The organism is Streptomyces sp. NPDC018693 (genome assembly GCF_044391385.1).
Classification (GTDB): domain Bacteria; phylum Actinomycetota; class Actinomycetes; order Streptomycetales; family Streptomycetaceae; genus Streptomyces.
This window is the reverse complement of the sequence record NZ_JBIRZZ010000011.1, coordinates 192,768-214,900: the sequence shown is the minus strand read 5'-3', so window position 1 is coordinate 214,900 and position 22,133 is coordinate 192,768. Positions and strand designations below refer to the sequence as shown.

Genomic DNA, 22,133 nt, shown 5'->3' with positions numbered 1-22,133 from the left:
AGCTTCGATATATGAAGGTCGCGACCCGATCCACGGGCATGGCCGGCTTCTTCGGACTGCTGGTCGCGCTGGCGCTCGCCGCCCTGACCCTGCTCCCGGCGGCCCCCTCCGCGACCGCGGCGCCCGCCGCCCCGACGGCCACCAGCGTCTCCGCCATCGCCGAGGCCCTGCGCGAGAGCCCCGTCTACGTCGACCCCGCCGCCTCGGACCAGCTGTCACCGGGCGACGCGCAGGCCCTGCGGGAGCGCATCGAGAACGCCGACAAACCGCTGTTCATCGCCGTCCTGCCGGCCGACCAGCCCACCGAGAACCTCTTCACCGACCTGCGCACCGCCACCGGTGTCACCGGCCTGTACGCCATCCGGCTCGGCGACCGCTTCGACGCCCGCGCCGACTCCGCGGTCCTGTCGAACACGGCCGTGCGCAACCTCGTCGACAGCGTCCGCGGCGAGACCGACGCCACGACCCAGCTCGACGACTTCACCGACCGGGCCGTGGCCAACATGGGCGGCGTCGCCCCCCTCTCCTGGGACACCTCCGAGGGCACCGGCGTCTCCACCGCCGCCCTGATCACCACCGGCGCGGTCCTGGCCGCCGGCGGCGTGGGCGCGTACGCCCTGGTCCGCCGCAACCGCAACCGCCATCTGGCGGAGCAGCGGGCCGCGCTGGAGAAGCTGCGGGTCGTCGTCGACGAGGACATCACCGCCTTCGGCGAGGAACTGGACCGGCTCGACTTCCACCCGGCCGAGGCCGGCGCCGACGACGCGATGCGCGCGGACTACGAGCGTGCGCTGGACGCCTACGACCAGGCCAAGTCGGCGATGGCGGCCGCCACCCGGCCGGACGACGTCCGCGCCGTCACCCAGGCCCTGGAGGACGGCCGCTTCAGCCTGGCCCAGCTGGCCGCCCGCCGTGAGCACGCGCCGCTGCCGGAGCGCCGCCCGCCCTGCTTCTTCGACCCTCGCCACGGCCCCTCGGTCGCCGACGCCACCTGGTCACCGCCCGGCGGCGCGCCACGCGAGGTCCCGGTCTGCGCCGCCGACCGGACCCGGCTGGCCGACGGCCGCGACCCGGTGATCCGCGAGGTCGACAGCGACTACGGCCGCCGCCCCTACTGGGAGGCCGGCCCCGCCTACGGCCCCTGGGCCGGCGGCTACTTCGGCGGCGGCATCCTGCCCGGCCTGCTGATCGGCACGATGCTCGGCTCCATGATGGCCACCCCCGCCTACGCCGCCGACTACGGCTCCGGCTACGGCGACTTCGGCTCCGCCGGCTACGAGGGCGGGGACGTCTCGGGCGCCGACTTCGACACCGGCGACTTCGGCGGCGGCTTCGGTGGCGGCGGCTTCGACGGAGGCGGCTTCGGCGGGGGAGGGGACTTCGGCGGCTTCTGACGCCATGCACAGGGCCCGGCGCGCCGAGGCGCCGGGCCCTGTGCCGTCGTACGGGAGGAACTGTCGTACGGGACGAGCAGGTCAGAGCGTGGACGCCGCCGAGGCGATCGCGGAGGCGAAGGTGGACACCTCGGCGTAGACGCCGGGCGCGTTCGGCCGGGCGCAGCCGTCGCCCCAGCTCACGATGCCGACCTGGATCCACGCACCGGCGTTGTCCCGGCGGAACATGGGCCCGCCCGAGTCGCCCTGGCAGGTGTCGACACCGCCCTGCGGGTAACCGGCGCAGATCTCCTCGCTCGCGACCAGGCCGCTGTAGTAGCCGCCGTAGCTGCGGCAGGTGGCGTCGTCGACGAACGGCACGGTGGCCTTGAGCAGGTAGCGCTGCTGGGGCCCGCCCTCACGGGCCGCGCCCCAGCCGGCCACGGTGAAGGTGCCGGTGTTGTACTGCGTGGTCGTGGCGATCTTCAGCGTCGGCAGGTTGATGGGCTGCGCCAGCTTGATGAGCGCCCAGTCCTTGCCGGTGCCGTTGTAGCCGGGGGCGCGGTAGACGTACGTCGAGCGGACCTGGATCCGGCTGCTGGACTGCAGGTCCGCGACGCCGGCGGTCGCGGTGATGCTGGTGTTGCGGCCGGTCGAGCCCACGCAGTGCGCGGCGGTGAGGACGATCTGGGGGGTGTACAGCGAGCCGCCGCAGCCCATGGAGAGCCGCACCATGAACGGGAACTCGCCCTGCGCGGCCTGGCTGCCGCCGATGACGGGCTGCGGCGCGGCCTGGGCCGCCGACACGGGCTGGAGGCTGGCTACACCGAGGACGACGGCACCGAGCGCGACGCATCTCTTGAGCGCCGTGAGGAGCTTCTTCAACGTGATGCCTTCCGTGGGGGGTGAAGGGTGGCAGGCTCATGTCAAGCCTGTCCGTTGGATTATGAGAACGCCGGGAGCGACCCCACAAGGGAGGGATTCCGGCCACGGAACACGCCGACAAGGCACAACAGGTGGCTTTCTCCAGGCCAGTTGCTGACCCATAAGCGCCGTACGGTACCCCCATGACCACCGATGCCCACCCCTTCGCCTCCGCCGCGGACCTCGACGCCTGGCTGACCGCGCACCCCGCCCCGCACCCCGGCCTCTGGGTGAAGGTCGCCAAGAAGGGTGCGGGTGTCCCCTCCGTCACCGCGGGGCAGGTCAACGACGTCGCGCTCTGCCACGGCTGGATCACCGGTCAGCGCAAGAGGCTCGACGACTCGTACTTCCTGCAGCGGATCACCCCCCGACGCCCTGGCAGCCTCTGGTCGATGGTGAACGTGCGCCGGGTGGCGGAGTTGACCGCCGAGGGGCGGATGCGACCGGCCGGGCTGGCCGAGGTCGAGGCGGCGAAGGCGGACGGACGGTGGGACGCGGCGTACGAGTCGCAGCGGAACGCGACCCTCCCCGAGGACTTCGCCGCCGCGCTGGAGCGCAGCCCCCGGGCCAGGGCGGCGTTCGAGGCGCTGGGCCGGACGGACCGTTACCTGGTCATGCTCGATCTGCTGCGCGCCCGTACCCCCGCCGGCCGTGCGGCTCGACTGGCCGCCGCCACAAGGAAGTTGGAGGACTCCGGGGCGTGAGCCGCGGACGCGCGAGCGCCCGCCTTCCCGGGGGGTGTGGAAGGCGGGCGCGCTCGACGCGGGCGTGACTCAGTCGGCGTTCTTGATGGCCGAGATGTCGAAGTTCAGCTTGATCTTGTCGGAGATCAGCACACCGCCCGTCTCCAGCGCGGCGTTCCAGGTCAGGCCCCACTCGGAGCGCAGGATCTCCGCCTTGCCCTCGAAGCCGACGCGCTCGTTGCCGAACGGGTCCTTGGCGGCGCCGTTGAACTCCAGGTCGATGGTGAGCGGCTTGGTGACACCGAGGATGGTCAGGTCGCCGGTGATGCGGTACTCGTCGCCGCCGAGGGCCTCCGCCTTGGTGGAGCGGAAGGTCATGACCGGGAACTCCTCGATCTTGAAGAAGTCCGCGCTCTTCAGGTGCCCGTCGCGGTCGGCGGACCCGGTGTCGATGCTGTCCATCTTCACGTCGATGGAGGCCGTGGAGCCGGCCGGGTCGGTGCCGTCCAGGTGCAGCGAACCGGTGAAGTCGTTGAACTTGCCCTTGACGTTGGTGACCATCGCGTGGCGGGCCACGAAGCCGATCGTGGAGTGGGCGGGGTCGATCGAGTACTCGCCGGTCAGCGCGGCGAGATCCGGGTTCACCGCGGCGGGGGCGGCGGCGGTCGTCGCGGCGTCGCTGCTGTCCTTGCGGCCGAAGATGCCCATGGCGTGCTCCTTGGGGGGAGGGAGTGGTTCCGTTTAATGTTCAACGATGTCAACGGAACCGACTGTAGACCTATTCCGTTCAACGTTCAACATCTGGCGGGCGAAGTCCGGGGTATCCCTGGGGTTGGTTACCCTCGACGGGTGAATCGGGTCCCTGAACCTCTCTTTGTTGGACCTGCACAACCAGCGCGCCCTCTGAGCAGTCGAAATGCCTGCATGGTCGTCCGGTTCTGTTCAGGGGCACCAGGAAAACGCGCCGGAGACTGTACGGAGTCGACGGCTCGCTTTCCTTGCTGCTCTTCGTAAGGTCACTACATGACCGTTTTGGAAGAGACGACGGGCGAGCCGACCGGGGAGCCGACGGACGCGCGCGGGCGGGTGGCCGAGCTGCACGAGATCCGCGCGCAGGCGCTGGCCGGCCCCAGCGAGAAGGCCACCGCGGCGCAGCACGCCAAGGGCAAGCTGACGGCCCGGGAGCGGATCGAGCTGCTGCTGGACCCGGGTTCCTTCCAGGAGGTCGAGCAGCTGCGCCGGCACCGCGCGACCGGCTTCGGCCTGGAGGCCAAGAAGCCGTACACCGACGGTGTCATCACCGGCTGGGGCACGGTGGAGGGTCGTACGGTCTTCGTCTACGCCCATGACTTCCGGATCTTCGGCGGCGCGCTGGGCGAGGCCCACGCCACGAAGATCCACAAGATCATGGACATGGCCATCGCGGCCGGTGCCCCCCTGGTGTCCCTCAACGACGGCGCCGGCGCCCGTATCCAGGAGGGCGTCTCCGCCCTCGCCGGCTACGGCGGCATCTTCCAGCGCAACACCAAGGCGTCCGGCGTCATCCCGCAGATCTCGGTCATGCTCGGCCCGTGCGCGGGCGGCGCGGCCTACAGCCCCGCCCTGACGGACTTCGTGTTCATGGTCCGCGAGACCTCGCAGATGTTCATCACGGGCCCGGACGTGGTCAAGGCGGTGACGGGCGAGGAGATCACCCAGAACGGCCTGGGCGGCGCCGACGTCCACGCGGAGACCTCCGGCGTCTGCCACTTCGCCTACGACGACGAGGAGACCTGCATCGCCGAGGTGCGGTACCTCCTCTCCCTGCTCCCGCAGAACAACCGTGAGAACCCCCCGCGGGTGGACTGCACGGACGCGGCCGACCGCCGCAGCGACGTCCTGCTCGACCTGGTCCCGGCGGACGGCAACCGCCCGTACGACATGGCCCGGGTCATCGAGGAGATCGTCGACGACGGCGAGTACCTGGAGGTCCACGAGCGCTGGGCGCGCAACATCATCTGCGCGCTGGCCCGCCTGGACGGCCAGGTGGTCGGCATCGTCGCCAACCAGCCGCAGAGCCTCGCGGGCGTCCTGGACATCGAGGCGTCGGAGAAGGCGGCCCGCTTCGTCCAGATGTGTGATGCCTTCAACATCCCGATCGTCACTCTTCTGGACGTACCCGGCTTCCTGCCCGGCGTGGACCAGGAGCACGGTGGAATCATCCGGCACGGCGCCAAACTCCTCTACGCCTACTGCAACGCGACCGTGCCGCGGATCTCGCTGATCCTGCGCAAGGCGTACGGAGGTGCCTACATCGTCATGGACAGCCAGTCCATCGGCGCGGACCTCACCTACGCCTGGCCGACGAACGAGATCGCCGTGATGGGTGCCGAGGGCGCCGCCAACGTGATCTTCCGCCGCCAGATCGCCGAGGCCGAGGACCCGGAGGCCATGCGGGCCCGCATGGTCAAGGAGTACAAGGCCGAACTGATGCACCCGTACTACGCGGCGGAGCGCGGCCTGGTGGACGACGTGATCGACCCCGCCGAGACCCGCGAGGTCCTGATCAGGTCCCTGGCGATGCTGCACACCAAGCACGCCGACCTGCCCTCCCGCAAGCACGGCAACCCCCCGCAGTAACGGAGACCGACACATGACCACGCCTGACATCCGCGTCGAGAAGGGCCACGCCGAGCCCGAGGAAGTGGCCGCCATCACGGCCATCCTCCTGGCCCGCGCCGCCGCCCGCCCCACCGAGACCCCGACCCACCGAGCCCGCGCAAAGGCCGGCTGGCGCCGCCTGGAACGCGAACCGGGCTTCCGCGCCCCCCACAGCTGGCGCTGACCCCGAGGCAGAAAAGAAGGGCCCCTCTTCAACAGAGGGGCCCTTTCTTGACCACGGGCGCGGGGAACTGCGCGAACGGCCACCGACTGCCCGCAGACGGCCGACAACCGCCGCAGGCAGCCCAGTGGCCGCACACACCTACCGCAACCGAGCCATCAACGCATGCTCGACCAACGTGATAAGAGTCGACTTCGCATCGGCCCGATGCCGTGCGTCGGTCGTGATGATCGGGGTGTCGGGCCCGATCTGCAGCGCTTCCCGCACCTCGTCGGGGTTGTAGGGCTGCTGCCCGTCGAAGCCGTTGAGGGCGATGACGAACGGCAGTCCGCTGTTCTCGAAGTAGTCGACCGCGGGGAAGCAGTCGGCGAGGCGCCGGGTGTCCACGAGGACCACCGCGCCGATCGCGCCGCGTACCAGGTCGTCCCACATGAACCAGAAGCGGTCCTGGCCGGGCGTGCCGAACAGGTAGAGGATCAGGTCCTGGTCCAGGGTGATACGGCCGAAGTCCATCGCGACCGTGGTGGTCGTCTTGTCCCCGGTGTGGGTGAGGTCGTCGATGCCCGCCGAAGCGGATGTCATGACGGCCTCTGTGCGCAGCGGGTTGATCTCCGAGACGGCGCCGACGAACGTGGTCTTGCCCACGCCGAAGCCGCCCGCCACCACGATCTTCGCGGAGGTGGTGGAGCGGGAAGGACCGCCGCTAGAGCTTGCGAAGTCCACTGAGCACCCTTTCGAGCAGTGTCACGTCTGGCTGGCCACCGGCGTTCTCGTCGCCGCCGGGCTGATGGATGGCGACCAGTCCCGCCTCCGCCAAGTCGGCGACGAGGATCCTGGCCACGCCGAGGGGGATGGTCAGCAACGCCGAGATTTCGGCCACCGACTTGATCTCCCGGCACAGGTTGCAGATCCGCTGATGCTCGGGCAGTTGGCCCTGCATCTGGTGCGGAGCCGCGGTGGTGTGCACCAGTGCCTCGATGGCGAGCTGGTACCGCGGGCGGGTCCGGCCGCCGGTCATGGCGTACGGACGCACCAGGGGGTTGTTCGACGCCCCGGCGGGCGTCGGCTCGGGGGTGCGGCGCTGCGACTGCACGGGCTGGATGCGCGGCGCCTGCGGCTGATCGTACGGCGACTGCCCGGGACCCTGCGGGGCCTGGGGCACGTACGGCTGCCGATGGCTCGGTGCGGAGGGGAAGCTGTACGGGTTCGCGGAACCGTCGCCCTGGCCCTGGGCAGGACCGTACGACCAGTTACCCGACGAACCGCCTGGGGGTGTTGCCACGTTCTCTCCTCCTCCGACTGTGCCTGGCATCCAACCCTGTGGAAGCCGCGTCCCGAAACCCTACGGCCTCGGGACGCCAATACGCACCGTCCGACTGTCAGTTGAGAAGGCTCCCTTGGAGCTCCGCACGAAGGTCGGGCGTCAGGACCGTACCGGCACGGTCCACCAGAAGGGCCATCTCGTACCCGATGAGGCCGATGTCGGCCTCCGGGTGTGCGAGAACCGCGAGCGACGAACCGTCGGAGATGGACATGATGAACAGGAATCCCCGCTCCATCTCCACGACCGTCTGGTTGACGCTGCCTCCCTCGAAGATCCGGGAGGCGCCTGCCGTCAGTGACGTCAGACCGGAGGCGACGGCCGCGAGCTGGTCGGCCCGGTCGCGGGGAAAGCCTTCGGACATCGCCAGAAGGAGTCCGTCGGCGGAGACCACCACCGTGTGGGACACCCCCGGGGTGTTGTCCACGAAGTTGGTGATCAACCAGTTCAGGTTCTGTGCCGCCTGGCTCATCGGGCTCACACTAACGCTCCTGGTCGTAGGTGCTGTCAGGACCACTGTGGTGATTCCTAGTGGCCTGGCCGTTCGTTTCACTGCCTGCGTTGCGGCCTCGCTGGACGCCGCGCCGCAGGTTGCTCAGCCTGCCCCGGACGTCCTCCGGGGCGCGGGAGACCTGTGGGCCTCCCTGGGGGGTGGTTTCGGCGGCACCCTCGACCAGGTTGGCCTTGGGCACCCGCCGGGGCAGACCGGAGGAGGTGACCCCGCCCGCCTTGGGCTTCCGCAGCTGCGCGGCCTGCTGCCAGCGCTCGTCGTTCGCCGAACGCCAGCTGCTGTCGCCGTTGCTCTGGGAAGCGGGGGCCGGCTCTTCCTGGCTCACGGGCCGCTGGGCGCCGTTCGAACCGTTCGCCGCGAAGGATCCGCGGCGGGGAAGCCCGGCATCGGTCAGCTCGTGGCCGGCGGAGGGGGCCGGTCCCGGACGGTCGAAGCCTACGCTGTCCCGCTCACCTGCGTCAGCGGCCTGCGCGGATTCCGTTTCCGGGCCGCCCGGAGCGTAGCCGTTCGAGTAGCCGCCCTGGTAGCCGTTCTGCTGCGGCCAGTCGTCCTGGTAGGACGGCTCCTCGTACGACGGGTAGCTTTCCGGCGCGGTCCCGCCGGCCGTCGGCTGCTCCGGCTGACCCGGCTCCGCATACGCGGTTTCCGGGTAGCCGCCGTTCGGCGCGTAGTACTGCTCCTCGTACGCGGGCTGCTGGGGCTCCTCGTACGCCGTCTGCTCGGTGTAGCCCGCGGGCTGCTGCGCATAGCCGGTGGTGCCGGCGTCGTAGCCGTTCTGCGCACCGTCGTAGCCGGACTGTCCGTCGTCGAAGCTCTCGCCGTACGCCGCTGCGCCGTCCGGCTGGGCGGGCGTCTGCTGGTCCTGCGGCTGCTGGCCGTGCGTCTGGGACTCCAGGGCCGCGCGGCGCCCCTCGCGCATCAGCGAGCGGCCCACGGGGTCCAGGTCGCGCAGGTCGTCGGGGACGTCGCCGTAGCGGCTGTCGTCGAAGCCGAGTTCGGCCGCCGTGCGCATCGGCTGGCTGAAGCTCTCGCCGCCCTGGAACTGCTGCTCCGGGATGATCTGCGAGACGGTGAACTCGTCGGGGTTCGTGTGCGGCTCGCCGCCACCGCCGTGGGTGATGGCGTCCGGCAGCATGACCAGCGAGGTGGTGCCGGCCTGCTCGCCGGAGGGGCGCAGCTGGACGCGGATGCCGTGCCGGTCGGACAGCCGGCCGACCACGAACAGGCCCATGCGCTGGGAGATCGCGGCGTCCACGGTAGGCGGGTTGGCCAGCTTGTGGTTGATGTCCGCGAAGTCCTCGGCCGTGAGGCCGATGCCCTTGTCGTGGATCTCGATCATGACGCGGCCGTCGGGCAGCCGGGTCGCGGTGACCCGGACCTTGGTCTGCGGCGAGGAGAACGTCGTCGCGTTCTCCAGCAGCTCCGCCAGCAGGTGCACCAGGTCGGTGACCGCGCGGCCGTGGATCTCGGCCTCGGGGACGCCGGAGAGCTCGATGCGCTCGTACTGCTCCACCTCGGAGGAGGCGGCGCGCAGGACGTCGACCAGCGGGACCGGCTGGTCCCAGCGGCGGCCGGGCTCCTCGCCGGCGAGGACCAGGAGGTTCTCGCCGTTGCGGCGCATACGGGTCGCGAGGTGGTCCAGGCGGAAGAGGTTCTCCAGCTGGTCCGGGTCGGCCTCGTTGTTCTCCAGGTCGGTGATCAGGGTCAGCTGGCCCTCGATCAGCGACTGGTTGCGGCGCGACAGGTTGGTGAAGATCGCGTTGATGTTGCCGCGCAGCAGGGCCTGCTCGGCGGCGAGCCGGACGGCCTCGCGGTGGACCTGGTCGAAGGCGCGGGCGACCTCACCGATCTCGTCGCGCGTGTTGATCGGGATCGGCGCGACCCGGGTGTCCACACGGCCGGGGTCGGTGCGCGAGAGCTGGTCGACCAGCATCGGCAGACGCTGCTCGGCGATGCCGAAGGCGGCGTTGCGCAGTTGGCGCATCGAGCGGCTCATCTGGCGGGCGACCGCGCCGGCCAGGATGAACGCGACGAGCAGGGCGACCACGACGGCCGCACCGGTGATGATCGCGTCGGTCTTCGCCTCGGAGGCGATGTCGGACGCCTCGTTCACCGCGGTGTCGGCCAGGTCGGACTCGATCTGGCGGTACGCGTCGTACTTGAGGCTGGTGACCGCCCACCAGTTCTCGGGGGTGATGCCCTGCTGGGCGAGCGCGGCCCGCTCGGAGGAGTCGGTGCTGGTCAGGCCGGACATACCGGCGACCATCACGCTCGGGTCGGACGGCGGGGCGACATAGTCAGGGTCCTTGGCCTTGGCCTCCCTGGCCTGGGCCTCCGCCTTGGACTTGATGTCGGTCTCGGCGTCCTTCAGCCGCTGCGCGTCGGCCTCGGTGCCACCGCCGACGTACTCCTCGATGGCGATGCGTTCCAGGTAGGCGTACGAGGTCAGCGCCACCCGCTGCTGGGCCAGGTCGGTCGCGGAGGGACCCGGGTTGACCAGCAGATGCGTGCCGATCGACCGCTCCAGGGAGACCGCGCTCTTGGTCAGCGTGATCGCGTAGACGGTACGGCCGTAGGAGGTGACGTTGCCGGTGCCGAGGCCGAGTTCGTTGGCGAACTCGGTCAGCGGGTGGGAGATCTGGACGTAGCCTTCCTCGGTCTGCACGCCCTTGAGGTTGTTGGTGTAGGCGGCGCCGCGCAGTGTCTGCAGCTTGGGCTCGGCCTCGCGGAACAACTGCAGCCGGCGCTCCAGGCCGGCCTTGTCCGGCATGTCCTGGGCGGCGGCGTCGAAGGCGTCGGCGGCCTTGTCGGTGGCGTCGCGGGCGGTCTTGACGGTCTCGTCGTCGGCGCCACTGCCCTTCAGCAGCGGGGCGGCGGTGACGTCACGCTCGTGGTACAGGGCGTCGGCGTAGGTGAGGGCGGCCCGCACCAGGCGCGCGGTCTTCTCCGCGTCCTCGGCCTCCTGCCAGGTGTCGATCGAGCTCTTCACCTGGAAGCCGCCCATGACGAGGCCGACCAGCACGGGTATGAGCAGGATCGCGTTCAGCCGGGTGGGCACCCGCCAGTTGCGCGGGGCGAGCCTGCCGCCGCTCTTCTGGGGTGCGGCCGCGGGCTCCGAGCCGGGCACAGGGGCGGGCGCCGCTCCGCGCGGCGGCGGGGTGAAGTTGCCCCGGGCCGCCGGCTCGGGACTTTTCTTGCTTCGCCTCACTCGACCAACAACCTCTCGGCGGTCGGCACCTTCGTCGTGCCGCAGTGTCTCAGAGCCCGATCAGCCATCGACCATGAGTACGTCATTGACTATTGGGCAGTTCAGGCATTCCAGCACGTCAACCAGCGCTCTTCCAAACAGTGGGATGGGCCGATTGCGAGTGATGTAAGCCCCAGATAAATCGGTCAAAAAGAGCGAGCCCCGCCAAAAGACGGGGCCTTCGTGCGCACAGCGACACCAACCGACCGCGCGGTGTGGCGGTACCACCCGATTCCTCTGCCGAAACGTTATGAACACCGAAGCCGGCCGTGTCAAAGGCCACAGCCGGCTCCGAGTTCGGCTACGACAACTGCAGTAACCGAAAGTTGACTTGAACGCTACCTCAGCCGGGCCATCAGCGCGTGCTCGACCAGCGTGATCAACGCGCTCTTGGCGTCCGCGCGGTGGCGGGCGTCGGTCGTGATGATCGGGGTGTCGGGCCCGATCTGCAGCGCTTCCCGCACCTCGTCGGGGTTGTAGGGCTGCTGCCCGTCGAAGCCGTTGAGGGCGATGACGAACGGCAGTCCGCTGTTCTCGAAGTAGTCGACCGCGGGGAAGCAGTCGGCGAGGCGCCGGGTGTCCACGAGGACCACCGCGCCGATCGCGCCGCGTACCAGGTCGTCCCACATGAACCAGAAGCGGTCCTGGCCGGGCGTGCCGAACAGGTAGAGGATCAGGTCCTGGTCCAGGGTGATACGGCCGAAGTCCATCGCGACCGTGGTGGTCGTCTTGTCCCCGGTGTGGGTGAGGTCGTCGATGCCCGCCGAAGCGGACGTCATGACGGCCTCCGTGCGCAGCGGGTTGATCTCCGAGACGGCACCCACGAACGTGGTCTTGCCCACGCCGAAGCCACCCGCCACCACGATCTTCGCGGAGGTGGTAGCCCGGCCCCCGTCAGAGCTTGCGAAGTCCACTGAGCACCCTTTCGAGCAGCGTCACATCCGGTGCGCCGCCGTTGTTCTCATCGCCACCCGGCTGGTGGATGGCGACCAGGCCGGCCTCCGCCAGGTCGGCGACCAGGATCCGGGCCACACCGAGCGGCATGGCAAGCAGTGCCGACACCTCGGCCACCGACTTGACCTCACGGCACAGGTGACAGATGCGCTGGTGCTCGGGAAGGAGCCCCATGAGCGCTGCCGGGTCGGCCGTCGTGCTGATCAGCGCCTCGATGGCGAGTTGATAGCGCGGCCGGGTCCGGCCACCGGTCATCGCATAGGGACGCACCAGCGGCTGGTCGCCCTCGTCCCCGTACGGCTCGGCGTACGGATCATGATGGGCGGTGGGCGGGGTCATGAATCCTCCGGACGGGACAGCAAGTCGGTCAGTCGTGCCGTCTGACGGGGCCGATGGGGGGATTGTGGCGGCCTGACGGTGATGTGGTGAGGCGGGTTGGAACCGAACGGTCAGTGAAGCAGACTGCCTTGGAGTTCGGCGCGCAGGTCGGGCGTGAGCACGGCTCCCGCGCGGTCGACCAGCAGCGCCATCTCGTAGCCGACGAGGCCGATGTCGCACTCCGGGTGGGCGAGAACCGCGAGCGACGAGCCGTCGGAGACGGACATGAGGAACAGGAATCCCCGCTCCATCTCCACGACCGTCTGCGCGACGTTGCCGCCCTCGAAGATCCGGGAGGCGCCCGCCGTCAGCGAGGTCAGGCCCGACGCGACCGCCGCGAGCTGGTCCGCGCGGTCGCGCGGGAAGCCCTCGGACATCGCAAGCAGGAGACCGTCAGCGGACACCACGACGGTGTGGGACACCCCCGGGGTGTTGTCCACGAAGTTCGTGATCAACCAGTTCAGGTTCTGTGCCGCCTGGCTCATCTGGCTCAACTAACGCTCCTGCTGGTGAGTGGGGAAACTGCCCGTCTGGCCGGGGCCGGTACCGGCCTGACGACCCTGGGCGATGCCCCGACGGAGATTGGTCAGCCGCCCGCGTACGTCGTCAGGCGCACGCGAGACCTGCGGACCGGCTTGGTGCTGTTGCTGCTGAGCCGTGCCCGGGACGAGGTTCGCCCGGGGCACCCGGCGCGGCAGGCCGGAGGTGGTGACGCCGCCCGCGGCCGGCTGCCGGACGCGCTCGGCCTGACGGACCAGCTCGTCGTTGGGCGAGGTACGCCAGGCGGCGTTGCCCGACCGCTGGGGACCGGAGGGCTGCGGAGCGGGCGCCTGGGGAGCCGCCGGAGCCTGCGGCTGCCGCGCGGCCGGGGCGGAACCGCCCTGCTGGCCCTGCGGACCGCCGTGGAACCAGTTGGTCTCCAGGTTGTCGTAGAGCGGCGTGCGGCCGTCGCCCGGACCGGGGGCCGGCGGCAGTGCCCACCCGTCACCCGGCCCCCGCCCCTCATCGGGCCGCTGCGCGGCGCCCCTGTCGTCGGGCTCGGGACGCGCGGACCGCGGCGGCATGCCGTAGTTGCCGCCCTGGGGCCGCTCGAACTGCCCCGTCGACGCCGGGTCCTGGCGACCGGGCAGCGCGTGCTGACCGGTGCTGGAGCCGTCCTGGCCGGGGGCGGCGAACTGGCCGGTGGAGCCGTTGTCGTACGCCTGCGGAGCGAACCGGCCCGGACCCGCGGGCTGTCCGCCCGGGGTGCCGAAGACGTCGGAGCGGACGTACGAGCCGTCCTGCTGCTGCGCGGGCGCCGGGAACTGACCCGTGTCGTGGTGCCCGTTGACACCCGGACTCGGGAACTGGCCGGTGTCCTGCGGGCCGGTGGTGCCGGGACGCGCGAACTGGCCGGTGTCCTGCGGACCCGTCGTGCCAGGACGCGCGAACTGGCCGGTGTCCTGCGGGCCGGGCATCGCCGGGCGGGCGAACTGGCCCGTGTTCTGGGAGCCGTTCGCACCGGGGCGGCCGAAGTCGGCCGGAGGCACCTGGTGTTCGTCGACGCGCGGAACCACCGGCATCTCCGCGGTGGAGCCGGGGCCCTGGCGCTCGTCGAAGCGCGGCATCTGGGAGGTGGCGGCGACATCCGGCTCGTCGTGGCCGCGCGGGGCGTCCAGCGGGGTGTGCGACACCTGCGGCTGGGCGTTCTCGTCGCCCCAGCCGGTCACCCGCGGCTGCGGGGAGCCCCCGGGCAGTTCGGCACGCGGACCGCCGCGACCGGACAGCTGCGGCCTGCGGCCACGGCGGCCACCGCCCTGCTCCGCGTCGTCACCCGCGCGCGGCGACGGGACCTGACCACGGGAGGCACCACCGAAGGCGTCCCGGCCCTGGCCGTCGAAGCCACCGTTGCCCGCGGACTGCAGGCCCTGCGGAGCGCCCGGCGCCTGACCGAAGGCACCGGCGCCGGCACCGGCCGGAGTCCGGCCCTGCTGAGGCCCGCGCGCACCGCCCGGCGCACCCGGACGACCGTCCTGGCCCACCCCGGGCAGCGCGGCCCGCGGGCCCTGCCCGGCGCCGAGCCGCCCACCGCCGCCACCGCCCAGCGCACCCGGGGCGCCGCCGAGGGCACCGCCCTGCCGACGGGCCGCGGCGGCACCGGCGGCGGCCTGTGCCGCGGCCGGACCACCGGAGCCACCCGCGCCCTGACCGGGCTTGGGCTGCGGCTTCTTGCCGCCCTGGGCGACATCGACGGGCAGCATGACCAGCGCGGTCGTACCACCGGAGTCGGACGGGCGCAGCTGGATGCGGATGCCGTGCCGCTGCGACAGACGACCGACCACGAACAGACCCATGCGGCGGGAGACGGAGACGTCCACGGTGGGCGGCGAGGCGAGCCGCTCGTTGATCGCCGCGAGGTCCTCCGGCGACAGACCGATACCGGTGTCGTGGATCTCGATCAGCACCCGGCCGTCGGGCAGGGCGTGACCGGTGACCTTGACCTTGGTCTGCGGGGAGGAGAACGAGGTGGCGTTCTCCAGCAGCTCGGCGAGCAGGTGCACGAGGTCGTTGACCACGCGGCCGGCCACTTCGGTGGTCGGTACGGAGGCCAGCTCGATGCGCTCGTACTGCTCCACCTCGGACGCGGCGGCGCGGAGCACGTCGACCAGCGGGACCGGGCGGGTCCAGCGGCGGCCGGGCTCCTCACCCGCGAGGACGAGGAGGTTCTCACCGTTACGGCGCATGCGCGTCGCGAGGTGGTCGAGCTTGAACAGCGAGGACAGCTGGTCCGGGTCGGCCTCGCGGGACTCCAGTTCGGAGATCAGCGACAGCTGGCGCTGGATCAGACCCTGGGAGCGGCGCGAGAGGTTGGTGAACATCGCGTTGACGTTGCCCCGCAGCAGGGCCTGCTCGGCGGCGAGGCGGACCGCCTCGCGGTGCACGTCGTCGAAGGCCGCGGCCACCTGGCCGATCTCGTCCCGGGAGTGCACACCGACCGACTCCACGGACGTGTCGACGTCCTGCGGGTCGGACTCGGACAGCTGCTTGACCAGTTCGGGCAGGCGTTCCTGGGCGACCGTGGTGGCGGTCTCCTGCAGTCGGCGCAGCGAGCGGATCATGGACCGGGCCACGACGAACGCGCCGACCAGCGAGATACCGAGGACCAGCAGGATCAGCGCACCGGAGATGATCGCGTCGCGCTCGGACTCGGCACGCAGCTCGCGGGCCTTCTGCTCCATCTGCTCCAGCAGCGTCCGCTCGATGTTGGCCATCTGGCGGATCTTGGTGGTGCTGGCGTCCAGCCAGTCACGGTAGGAGCGCTTCTCGAGCGACTGCAGACCGCTCTTGGAGGCGAAGGCGCGGGTGGCGTAGGTGTCGGCCTGCTGGATCGTGGTGTTGCCCTGCTCGATCACCCGCAGCATGTCCTCGGCGCCCTCGTCGCCGTAGATGCTGCGGAAGATGGCCGTCTGGGACTCCTCGCTCTCCAGGGCCATCTCGCCGTACGTCCGGTCGTTGTCGGAGAGACTGCCGAACTGGGTGTTGCTGGCGGGCAGGGCCGCGGCGAGGATCGCGCGCTGCATCGACGCGTACTCCTTGGCGGACGAGAAGGCCGCCAGGGCGCGCGTGCGCTGGATCATCTGGGGGTTGGAGGTGGCCTCCGCCATGTCCTGCGAGAGGTCGATCAGCCGGCTGATCAGACGGTGGTATCCCTCCACCGTCTGCATGGCGTTGCCCTCGGAGGTGTACGCGGACTTGCGGATCTTGGCGAGTGTGCCGAGGTCGCTGACGAGGCCGACGAGGTTGTCGCGGACGCCCTGGAGGTTGCCGTTCTTGCTGGAGGAGTCGATCTCCTCGGAGGAGTCGACGAAGTTCCGCAGGGCCCGGTCGGTCGCGTCCCGCTGGCCCTGGATGTCCGCCACGCGCGCGCCGTGTGCCAGCACACCGGCGGACTCGTCGCGCTCCTCCTGGAGCTTGGCGGCGAGCTCGGTGGCCTGCTTGGTCATGGCCGTCAGCAGCTTCATGTTGTCGAGCTGCTCGATGTCGTCCATGGACTGGTCGATACGGACCGCGCCCAGCGTGGTGGCCGCGACCACGGGCAGCGTCAGCAGCGCCACCAGACGCGTGGAGATGCGCCAGTTGCGCAGGGCCACGCGCGGGCCGGGGTCGCCCGCGCCCTTGGCCGGTTTGATCGTGGGTGTCGCGGGGTTGGAGCCCGCGGGCTGGGAGGCGTGCGCGCCGGGGCGCGCGGAGCGCTCCGTGCCGTCGCCGGACTGGCCCTGGTTCTGGGCGTGCTGGGGCGAGGAGCTGCCGGCTATCGGGCCAGTCCCGCCGTGCGGCTCCGGCTCCGCCGAAGCGCTGCCATCCCTCTTGAAACGTCCCTGCACTAGCGTCGCAACCTCTGGACCAGGCGCCCTTCCGGGTGAACGGAAAGACGGTGTCGGCGTCTTGAGGGGCGCCCTGAATACGCCCCCCGGTAGTCGTGAGTGACCGGCGCTGGCTTCCCCCTTCTCGCCGCCACTCGGCGCTGCTGAGCGCCCTTGCGCGCCGGTCGATCCCGCGGCGGTCCGTGGAATTCCAGCACAGTGCAGGATCTCCAACAAGGCTGGTTGGTCAGGTTGTGACATCCGTGACAGCGCGTGAGGGCCGGGTCACCGGATGTAGAAAGTGATCTCCCCGATAACGGTCAGACCGGGGCGTATCGCCGAGGGGTGGGGGGTGTCCCAGTCGACATGATCAGGAGCGGAATGGCTGCTTCAGGGGGCGAATGTCCGTTTCATGACGTTCGAGTGCGGGCCTGAATTGACCGGTTTGAGCGCGGATTCGTGAGCAAACTCACACGGCCGGGATGGCACCCCGTGCCTTCCCGCGGGGAATCGGCTGTCTAGCCTGACGCTTTACAAAAAGGAAGCTTCTGCCGATCCAAGCCTCTGTCGGCCCAAGCTTTCCGCCGATCCTTTCCGCCGGCCCCGAGACGAACAGGTCACCACAACAGTGAAGACGACGACGATGTTCCACAAGATCGCCAACCCGCGGCGCACCACGCTGGCCCATCTGGAGGACGCCGACGCCCTGCAGACCCCGCAGCAGCCGGAGCACTCCGTCGACCTGCCCGCCCAGACCGCCAACCCGCGCCGCACCGTCCTGATGGAGCTCCCCGTGGGTGCCGCCGCGCAGTAGTACGCGCCGGGGCCGCCGCATGTTCAGGCGAGCCCGCCACGGATGTCAAGGGCGTCCCCGTCCGGGGGCGCCCTTCCGCGTTAGCCTGGAGCGTCAGACTCCAGCCAGCTCAGTCAAGGGGCCAACCAACCCGTGCGCATCGCCAGGTTCTCCATCGACGGGAACGTCGCCTTCGGCGCGGTCGAGGGCGACAAGCCGGACGAGCTCGTCCTCGACATCATCAAGGGCATCCCGTTCGCGGAACACGAGCTCTCCGGTACGAAGGTGCCGCTGAGCAAGGTCCGGCTGCTCCCGCCCGTGCTGCCCAACAAGGTCGTGGCCTTCGGCCGCAACTACGCCGAGCACGCGCGCGAGCTGGGCCACGAGGTGCCGGACGCACCGTTCGCCTTCTTCAAGCCGTCCACCTCGGTGATCGGCCCCGGCGACGACATCCAGTACCCGCCCTTCTCCTCCGACCTGCACCACGAGGCGGAACTCGCCGTCGTCATCGGCCGTATGTGCCGTGAGGTCCCGCGCGAGCGCGTCAAGGACGTGATCCTCGGCTACACCTGCGCCAACGACGTCACCGCGCGCGATGTGCAGAAGCGCGAGAAGCAGTGGGCGCGGGCCAAGGGCTTCGACACCGCCTGCCCGCTCGGCCCCTGGGTGGAGACCGACCTGGACCCCTCGGACCTCACCATCCAGCTCACGGTCAACGGCCAGCAGCGCCAGCTCGGCCGGACCAGCGAGATGATCCACTCCATCGAGGACCTCATCGTCAACATCACCGAGGCCATGACGCTGCTCCCCGGCGACGTGATCCTCACGGGCACCCCGGCTGGGGTCGGCCCCCTGGCTGTCGGCGACGAGGTCGCCGTCACCATCGAAGGCATCGGCACTCTCACCAACAAGGTTGTCAAGCGTGGCTAGCGCACCCGTACGCGTACGTTTCTGCCCCTCGCCCACCGGTAATCCGCATGTGGGCCTGGTCCGCACCGCCCTGTTCAACTGGGCCTTCGCGCGCCACCACCAGGGCACCCTGGTCTTCCGCATCGAGGACACCGACGCGGCCCGCGACTCCGAGGAGTCCTACGAGCAGCTGCTCGACTCGATGCGCTGGCTCGGCTTCGACTGGGACGAGGGCCCGGAGGTCGGCGGCCCGCACGCGCCGTACCGCCAGTCGCAGCGCATGGACCTCTACAAGGACGTCGCCCAGAAACTCCTCGACGCGGGCCACGCCTACTACTGCTACTGCTCCCAGGAGGAGCTGGACACCCGCCGCGAGGCCGCCCGCGCCGCCGGCAAGCCGTCCGGCTACGACGGCCACTGCCGCGACCTGAGCGCCCAGCAGGTCGCCGAGTACCAAGCGGCGGGCCGCACCCCGATCGTCCGCTTCCGCATGCCCGACGAGACGATCACCTTCACGGACCTGGTCCGCGGCGAGCTGACGTTCACCCCGGAGAACGTCCCGGACTACGGCATCGTCCGCGCCAACGGCGCCCCGCTCTACACGCTGGTGAACCCGGTCGACGACGCCCTGATGGAGATCACCCACGTCCTGCGCGGCGAGGACCTGCTCTCCTCCACCCCGCGGCAGATCGCCCTGTACAAGGCGCTGATCGAACTGGGCATCGCGAAGCGCGTCCCCGAGTTCGGCCACCTCCCCTACGTCATGGGCGAGGGCAACAAGAAGCTCTCCAAGCGCGACCCGCAGTCGTCGCTGAACCTCTACCGCGAGCAGGGCTTCCTGCCCGAGGGCCTGCTCAACTACCTCTCCCTCCTCGGCTGGTCGCTCTCGGCCGACCAGGACATCTTCACGATGGACGAGATGGTCGCGGCCTTCGACGTCAAGGACGTCAACCCCAACCCGGCCCGCTTCGACCTGAAGAAGTGCGAGGCGATCAACGGCGACCACATCCGGCTGCTCGATGTGAAGGACTTCACGGAGCGCTGCCGCCCGTGGCTGAAGGCGCCGTTCGCCCCGTGGGCGCCGGAGGACTTCGACGAGGCCCGGTGGCAGGCGATCGCCCCGCACGCGCAGACCCGCCTGAAGGTTCTGTCGGAGATCACCGACAACGTCGACTTCCTGTTCCTGCCGGAGCCCGTCTTCGACGAGGCGAGCTGGGCGAAGGCGATGAAGGAGGGCAGCGACGCGCTCCTGCGCACGGCCCGCGAGAAGCTGGACGCGGCCGACTGGACGTCCCCCGAGTCCCTGAAGGAGGCCGTCCTGGCCGCCGGCGAGGCCCACGGCCTCAAGCTCGGCAAGGCCCAGGCCCCGGTCCGCGTGGCCGTCACCGGCCGCACGGTCGGCCTGCCCCTCTTCGAGTCCCTGGAGGTCCTGGGCAAGGAGAAGGCCCTGACCCGCATCGACGCGGCACTGGCGAAGCTGACCGCGTAACGCCCGCAGACGCGAAGGGGCGGCACCCGGGATTCCCGGGTGCCGCCCCTTCGCGTCCGACTCAGCCCGCGTCGGCCTCGTCGATCAGATACGCGAACTCGTCGAAGATCTCCAGGACGACGACGACCATGATCGCCCCCGCGACCATGTACTCCAGCATGACGCCAGGGGCCACGTACGCCTTGCGCAGGTGCTCGTCCGGGCCGAGCTGTGCGGTCGCGTTCTTGCGGAACGGATCACGCGCCAGTATCCGCACCGCCCTGTCCAACTGGGCTCGACGCTCGCCGGGCAGGCCGTCGTAGGCCGCGCGGGCCTCGACGGTGAACTGGACTCGGTACTCGGTCATGCCCTCAGTGTGCCAGCCCCGCGATACCGTCGGGGACATGAGCATCCGAGCCGTGGTCTGGGACGTGGACGACACCCTCTTCGACTACACGACAGCGGACCGTGAGGGGATGCGGGCGCATCTCGTCGCCGAGGGGATGCTCGACCGGTACGGAACCGCCGAGGAGGCCCTCGACCACTGGCGGGAGGTCACCGACCGGCAGTGGGAGCGGTTCGCGGCGGGGGAGACCAGCTTCGAGGGACAGCGCAGGGACCGGGTCCGGGTCTTCCTGGACGCCTCCCTGAGCGACGACGAGGCCGACGACTGGTTTCACCGGTACATCGGCCATTACGAGGCCGCCTGGAGCCTCTTCCCGGACGTCCTGCCGGTCCTGGACGCCCTCGCCGCCAGTCACCGGCACGGAGTGCTGTCCAACTCCAGCCTCACCGTGCAGGACCACAAGCTGCGCGTCCTCGACGTCCACGACCGCTTCGAGACCATCCTGTGCGCCGCGGAGCTCGGCGTCTCCAAGCCCGAGGCAGGCGCCTTCCTCGCGGCCTGCGAGGCGCTGGACCTGCCCCCGCACCAGGTGGCGTACGTCGGTGACCACCCGGAGATCGACGGGCGGGGCGCCGCCGAGGCCGGTCTGCTGTCGGTGTGGATCGACCGCCGGGGCGGCCCGGTCGGCACCGGCGTACCGCCCGGAGGGCACCGGATCACGACCCTCTCCGAACTGCCCGCGATCCTCGGCGCGGATACCCGTTTTGGAGCCCCGTCCACCTTCGGGTAATGTTCTTTCTGCGCCGCCGGGGAGCGGGCCGAGAGGCCGGAAACCCGGGGGAGCGAACTAGAACAAGATCCCCTCTGGGGCTTGCGTTCCAGTGGCCTATGGTGTAATTGGCAGCACGACTGATTCTGGTTCAGTTAGTCTTGGTTCGAGTCCAGGTAGGCCAGCTCGCAGACGCTTTGAATGAAACACAGCATCTGCAAAGCCCCCGTTGTGTAGCGGCCTAGCACGCTGCCCTCTCAAGGCAGTAGCGCCGGTTCGAATCCGGTCGGGGGTACTGGTTCCGGTCTTGATCGGAATCGCTAGGGCCCCCGTTGTGTAGCGGCCTAGCACGCCGCCCTCTCAAGGCGGTAGCGCCGGTTCGAATCCGGTCGGGGGTACTGACTGGTCTAAACCACATTGGTCTATGGTGTAATTGGCAGCACGACTGATTCTGGTTCAGTTAGTCTTGGTTCGAGTCCAGGTAGACCAGCTCGGACCTGCGGAAACGCAGTGTCCACGCCCCCGTTGTGTAGCGGCCTAGCACGCCGCCCTCTCAAGGCGGTAGCGCCGGTTCGAATCCGGTCGGGGGTACAGAAGCCCGATGGGGCCCTCACTTCGGTGAGGGCCCCATCGGCGTTCTCACCCGAAGCCGTACCGCCGCGTCGTCTCCTCCTCCTGGGCCAGCCGGTGCAGCGCCTGCAGCACCGGCTCGTTGAGGATCGCCCCCAGGACCGCGGACTCGACCTGCTCCGCCTCCGACGGGTGCTCCTCCATGAAGTCCAGGTCGAGGACGGCTGTCCGGTGCATCAACTCCGCGTATGGTGCGAGCAGTTCGGCCCCCCAGTCGTAGCCGAGCCGACGGAACGCGGCCACCGCCACCACCAGCGAGCGGTACGCGGGGGAGATGGTCGACAGCCGCAGGGCGTTCTCCCAGCCGAGCCGGTCGAGGAGCGTGTGGACCTCCTGGTGCGCCGCCCGGACGTACTCGTCGTCCTCGTCCGGCTCCGGCACCCGCGGCAGTGCCCACATCGCCGCGCCCAGACGGATCGAGCGGCCCAGGGAGTCGTCGTCCACGTGCCCGAGCACCTCGCGCACCTTCGCCACCGGAAGCCCGCCGACCTGGATCATCGCGCGCACCAGCCGCAGCCGGCGCAGATGCTCCTCGCTGTACTCCGCGGTGGTCCGGTTGACCTGGCGGCCGGGCGGCAACAGCCCCGCGCGCAGGTAGTACTTGATCGTCGCGGCGGAGACACCGCTCCTCTCGCTGAGTTCCGCCAGCCGCACGTCTTGCGC

20 protein-coding genes and 5 tRNA genes are annotated in these 22,133 nt (G+C 70.2%); 13 read left to right on the top strand and 12 right to left on the bottom strand.

Features of this window, described 5'->3' with window-relative positions:
- The first annotated feature begins 11 nt into the window (after positions 1 to 11).
- Positions 12 to 1,394 (top strand): hypothetical protein, encoded by a 1,383-nt coding sequence (locus tag ACH5AC_RS27090; RefSeq protein WP_398864769.1) that lies wholly within the window; start codon positions 12 to 14, stop codon positions 1,392 to 1,394.
- 81 nt (positions 1,395 to 1,475) lie between these two features.
- Here ACH5AC_RS27090 and ACH5AC_RS27085 read toward each other — a convergent pair whose 3' ends face one another.
- The gene (locus ACH5AC_RS27085) at positions 1,476 to 2,258 is read right to left on the bottom strand and encodes a S1 family peptidase (RefSeq protein WP_398864768.1); all 783 of its coding nucleotides are present in this window, start codon (positions 2,256 to 2,258) and stop codon (positions 1,476 to 1,478) included.
- 182 nt (positions 2,259 to 2,440) lie between these two features.
- On the opposite strand from ACH5AC_RS27085, the gene ACH5AC_RS27080 reads away from it, so the two are divergent.
- A complete protein-coding gene (locus tag ACH5AC_RS27080) occupies positions 2,441 to 3,001 on the top strand; it encodes a YdeI family protein (protein ID WP_398864767.1) in 561 nt (186 codons plus the stop codon).
- A gap of 69 nt (positions 3,002 to 3,070) precedes the next feature.
- Here the strand turns inward: ACH5AC_RS27080 and ACH5AC_RS27075 are convergent, their stop codons facing one another.
- Positions 3,071 to 3,688 carry a YceI family protein gene (locus tag ACH5AC_RS27075; protein ID WP_398864766.1) on the bottom strand — a complete coding sequence of 206 codons (618 nt, stop codon included), beginning with the start codon at positions 3,686 to 3,688 and terminating at the stop codon, positions 3,071 to 3,073.
- Between the two features lie 315 nt (positions 3,689 to 4,003).
- On the opposite strand from ACH5AC_RS27075, the gene ACH5AC_RS27070 reads away from it, so the two are divergent.
- On the top strand, positions 4,004 to 5,599 hold the full coding sequence (locus ACH5AC_RS27070) for an acyl-CoA carboxylase subunit beta (RefSeq protein WP_398864765.1): 1,596 nt from the start codon (positions 4,004 to 4,006) through the stop codon (positions 5,597 to 5,599).
- 13 nt (positions 5,600 to 5,612) lie between these two features.
- Entirely contained in the window at positions 5,613 to 5,804 is a 192-nt protein-coding gene (locus ACH5AC_RS27065) for an acyl-CoA carboxylase subunit epsilon (RefSeq protein WP_398864764.1), read from the top strand.
- A gap of 138 nt (positions 5,805 to 5,942) precedes the next feature.
- On the opposite strand, the gene ACH5AC_RS27060 is transcribed toward ACH5AC_RS27065, so the two are convergent.
- From ACH5AC_RS27060 to ACH5AC_RS27025, 8 genes are all read right to left on the bottom strand, one after another.
- The gene (locus ACH5AC_RS27060; protein ID WP_026243582.1) at positions 5,943 to 6,524 is read right to left on the bottom strand and encodes an ATP/GTP-binding protein; all 582 of its coding nucleotides are present in this window, start codon (positions 6,522 to 6,524) and stop codon (positions 5,943 to 5,945) included.
- Positions 6,505 to 7,083, bottom strand: a complete 579-nt coding sequence (locus ACH5AC_RS27055; protein WP_398864763.1) for a DUF742 domain-containing protein — start codon at positions 7,081 to 7,083, stop codon at positions 6,505 to 6,507. Before ACH5AC_RS27055 ends, ACH5AC_RS27060 begins: the two co-directional genes overlap by 20 nt.
- Positions 7,084 to 7,180: 97 nt before the next feature.
- The gene (locus ACH5AC_RS27050; protein ID WP_004983065.1) at positions 7,181 to 7,594 is read right to left on the bottom strand and encodes a roadblock/LC7 domain-containing protein; all 414 of its coding nucleotides are present in this window, start codon (positions 7,592 to 7,594) and stop codon (positions 7,181 to 7,183) included.
- Positions 7,595 to 7,604: 10 nt separating this feature from the next.
- Positions 7,605 to 10,841: a nitrate- and nitrite sensing domain-containing protein gene (locus ACH5AC_RS27045; protein WP_398864762.1), complete on the bottom strand. Its 3,237-nt coding sequence runs from the start codon at positions 10,839 to 10,841 to the stop codon at positions 7,605 to 7,607.
- A gap of 377 nt (positions 10,842 to 11,218) precedes the next feature.
- On the bottom strand, positions 11,219 to 11,794 hold the full coding sequence (locus tag ACH5AC_RS27040; protein WP_137308836.1) for an ATP/GTP-binding protein: 576 nt from the start codon (positions 11,792 to 11,794) through the stop codon (positions 11,219 to 11,221).
- Positions 11,775 to 12,173, bottom strand: a complete 399-nt coding sequence (locus ACH5AC_RS27035) for a DUF742 domain-containing protein (protein WP_009190816.1) — start codon at positions 12,171 to 12,173, stop codon at positions 11,775 to 11,777. Before ACH5AC_RS27035 ends, ACH5AC_RS27040 begins: the two co-directional genes overlap by 20 nt.
- Before the next feature lie 110 nt (positions 12,174 to 12,283).
- Positions 12,284 to 12,697, bottom strand: a complete 414-nt coding sequence (locus ACH5AC_RS27030; RefSeq protein ID WP_003973453.1) for a roadblock/LC7 domain-containing protein — start codon at positions 12,695 to 12,697, stop codon at positions 12,284 to 12,286.
- A 9-nt stretch (positions 12,698 to 12,706) separates the two neighbouring features.
- Positions 12,707 to 16,576: a nitrate- and nitrite sensing domain-containing protein gene (locus ACH5AC_RS27025; protein WP_398864761.1), complete on the bottom strand. Its 3,870-nt coding sequence runs from the start codon at positions 16,574 to 16,576 to the stop codon at positions 12,707 to 12,709.
- A 607-nt stretch (positions 16,577 to 17,183) separates the two neighbouring features.
- Between ACH5AC_RS27025 and ACH5AC_RS27020 the strand changes: the two genes are divergently transcribed.
- The 3 genes from ACH5AC_RS27020 (at position 17,184) to gltX (ending at position 19,746) form a co-directional block, all read left to right on the top strand.
- Positions 17,184 to 17,369 (top strand): hypothetical protein, encoded by a 186-nt coding sequence (locus tag ACH5AC_RS27020; protein ID WP_398864760.1) that lies wholly within the window; start codon positions 17,184 to 17,186, stop codon positions 17,367 to 17,369.
- Between the two features lie 132 nt (positions 17,370 to 17,501).
- Positions 17,502 to 18,278 carry a fumarylacetoacetate hydrolase family protein gene (locus tag ACH5AC_RS27015; protein WP_398864759.1) on the top strand — a complete coding sequence of 259 codons (777 nt, stop codon included), beginning with the start codon at positions 17,502 to 17,504 and terminating at the stop codon, positions 18,276 to 18,278.
- Positions 18,262 to 19,746, top strand: coding sequence for a glutamate--tRNA ligase (gltX, locus tag ACH5AC_RS27010; RefSeq protein ID WP_398864758.1), 1,485 nt, complete (start codon positions 18,262 to 18,264; stop codon positions 19,744 to 19,746). The genes ACH5AC_RS27015 and gltX overlap by 17 nt, the downstream gene beginning before the upstream one ends.
- 61 nt (positions 19,747 to 19,807) lie before the next feature.
- Here the strand turns inward: gltX and ACH5AC_RS27005 are convergent, their stop codons facing one another.
- A complete protein-coding gene (locus tag ACH5AC_RS27005; RefSeq protein ID WP_398864757.1) occupies positions 19,808 to 20,092 on the bottom strand; it encodes a hypothetical protein in 285 nt (94 codons plus the stop codon).
- A gap of 37 nt (positions 20,093 to 20,129) precedes the next feature.
- Between ACH5AC_RS27005 and ACH5AC_RS27000 the strand changes: the two genes are divergently transcribed.
- From ACH5AC_RS27000 to ACH5AC_RS26975, 6 genes are all read left to right on the top strand, one after another.
- Complete coding sequence (locus tag ACH5AC_RS27000) at positions 20,130 to 20,861, top strand: HAD family hydrolase (protein ID WP_398864756.1); 732 nt, start codon at positions 20,130 to 20,132, stop codon at positions 20,859 to 20,861.
- A 92-nt stretch (positions 20,862 to 20,953) separates the two neighbouring features.
- A tRNA-Gln gene (locus ACH5AC_RS26995) sits at positions 20,954 to 21,025 on the top strand.
- Positions 21,026 to 21,062: 37 nt separating this feature from the next.
- Positions 21,063 to 21,135 (top strand) — tRNA-Glu (locus tag ACH5AC_RS26990).
- Positions 21,136 to 21,165: 30 nt separating this feature from the next.
- Positions 21,166 to 21,238 (top strand) — tRNA-Glu (locus ACH5AC_RS26985).
- Positions 21,239 to 21,258: 20 nt separating this feature from the next.
- A tRNA-Gln gene (locus tag ACH5AC_RS26980) sits at positions 21,259 to 21,330 on the top strand.
- Positions 21,331 to 21,358: 28 nt separating this feature from the next.
- Positions 21,359 to 21,431 (top strand) — tRNA-Glu (locus tag ACH5AC_RS26975).
- A gap of 48 nt (positions 21,432 to 21,479) precedes the next feature.
- Here the strand turns inward: ACH5AC_RS26975 and ACH5AC_RS26970 are convergent.
- Positions 21,480 to 22,124: a MerR family transcriptional regulator gene (locus ACH5AC_RS26970; RefSeq protein ID WP_398864755.1), complete on the bottom strand. Its 645-nt coding sequence runs from the start codon at positions 22,122 to 22,124 to the stop codon at positions 21,480 to 21,482.
- Between the last annotated feature and the right edge of the window lie 9 nt (positions 22,125 to 22,133).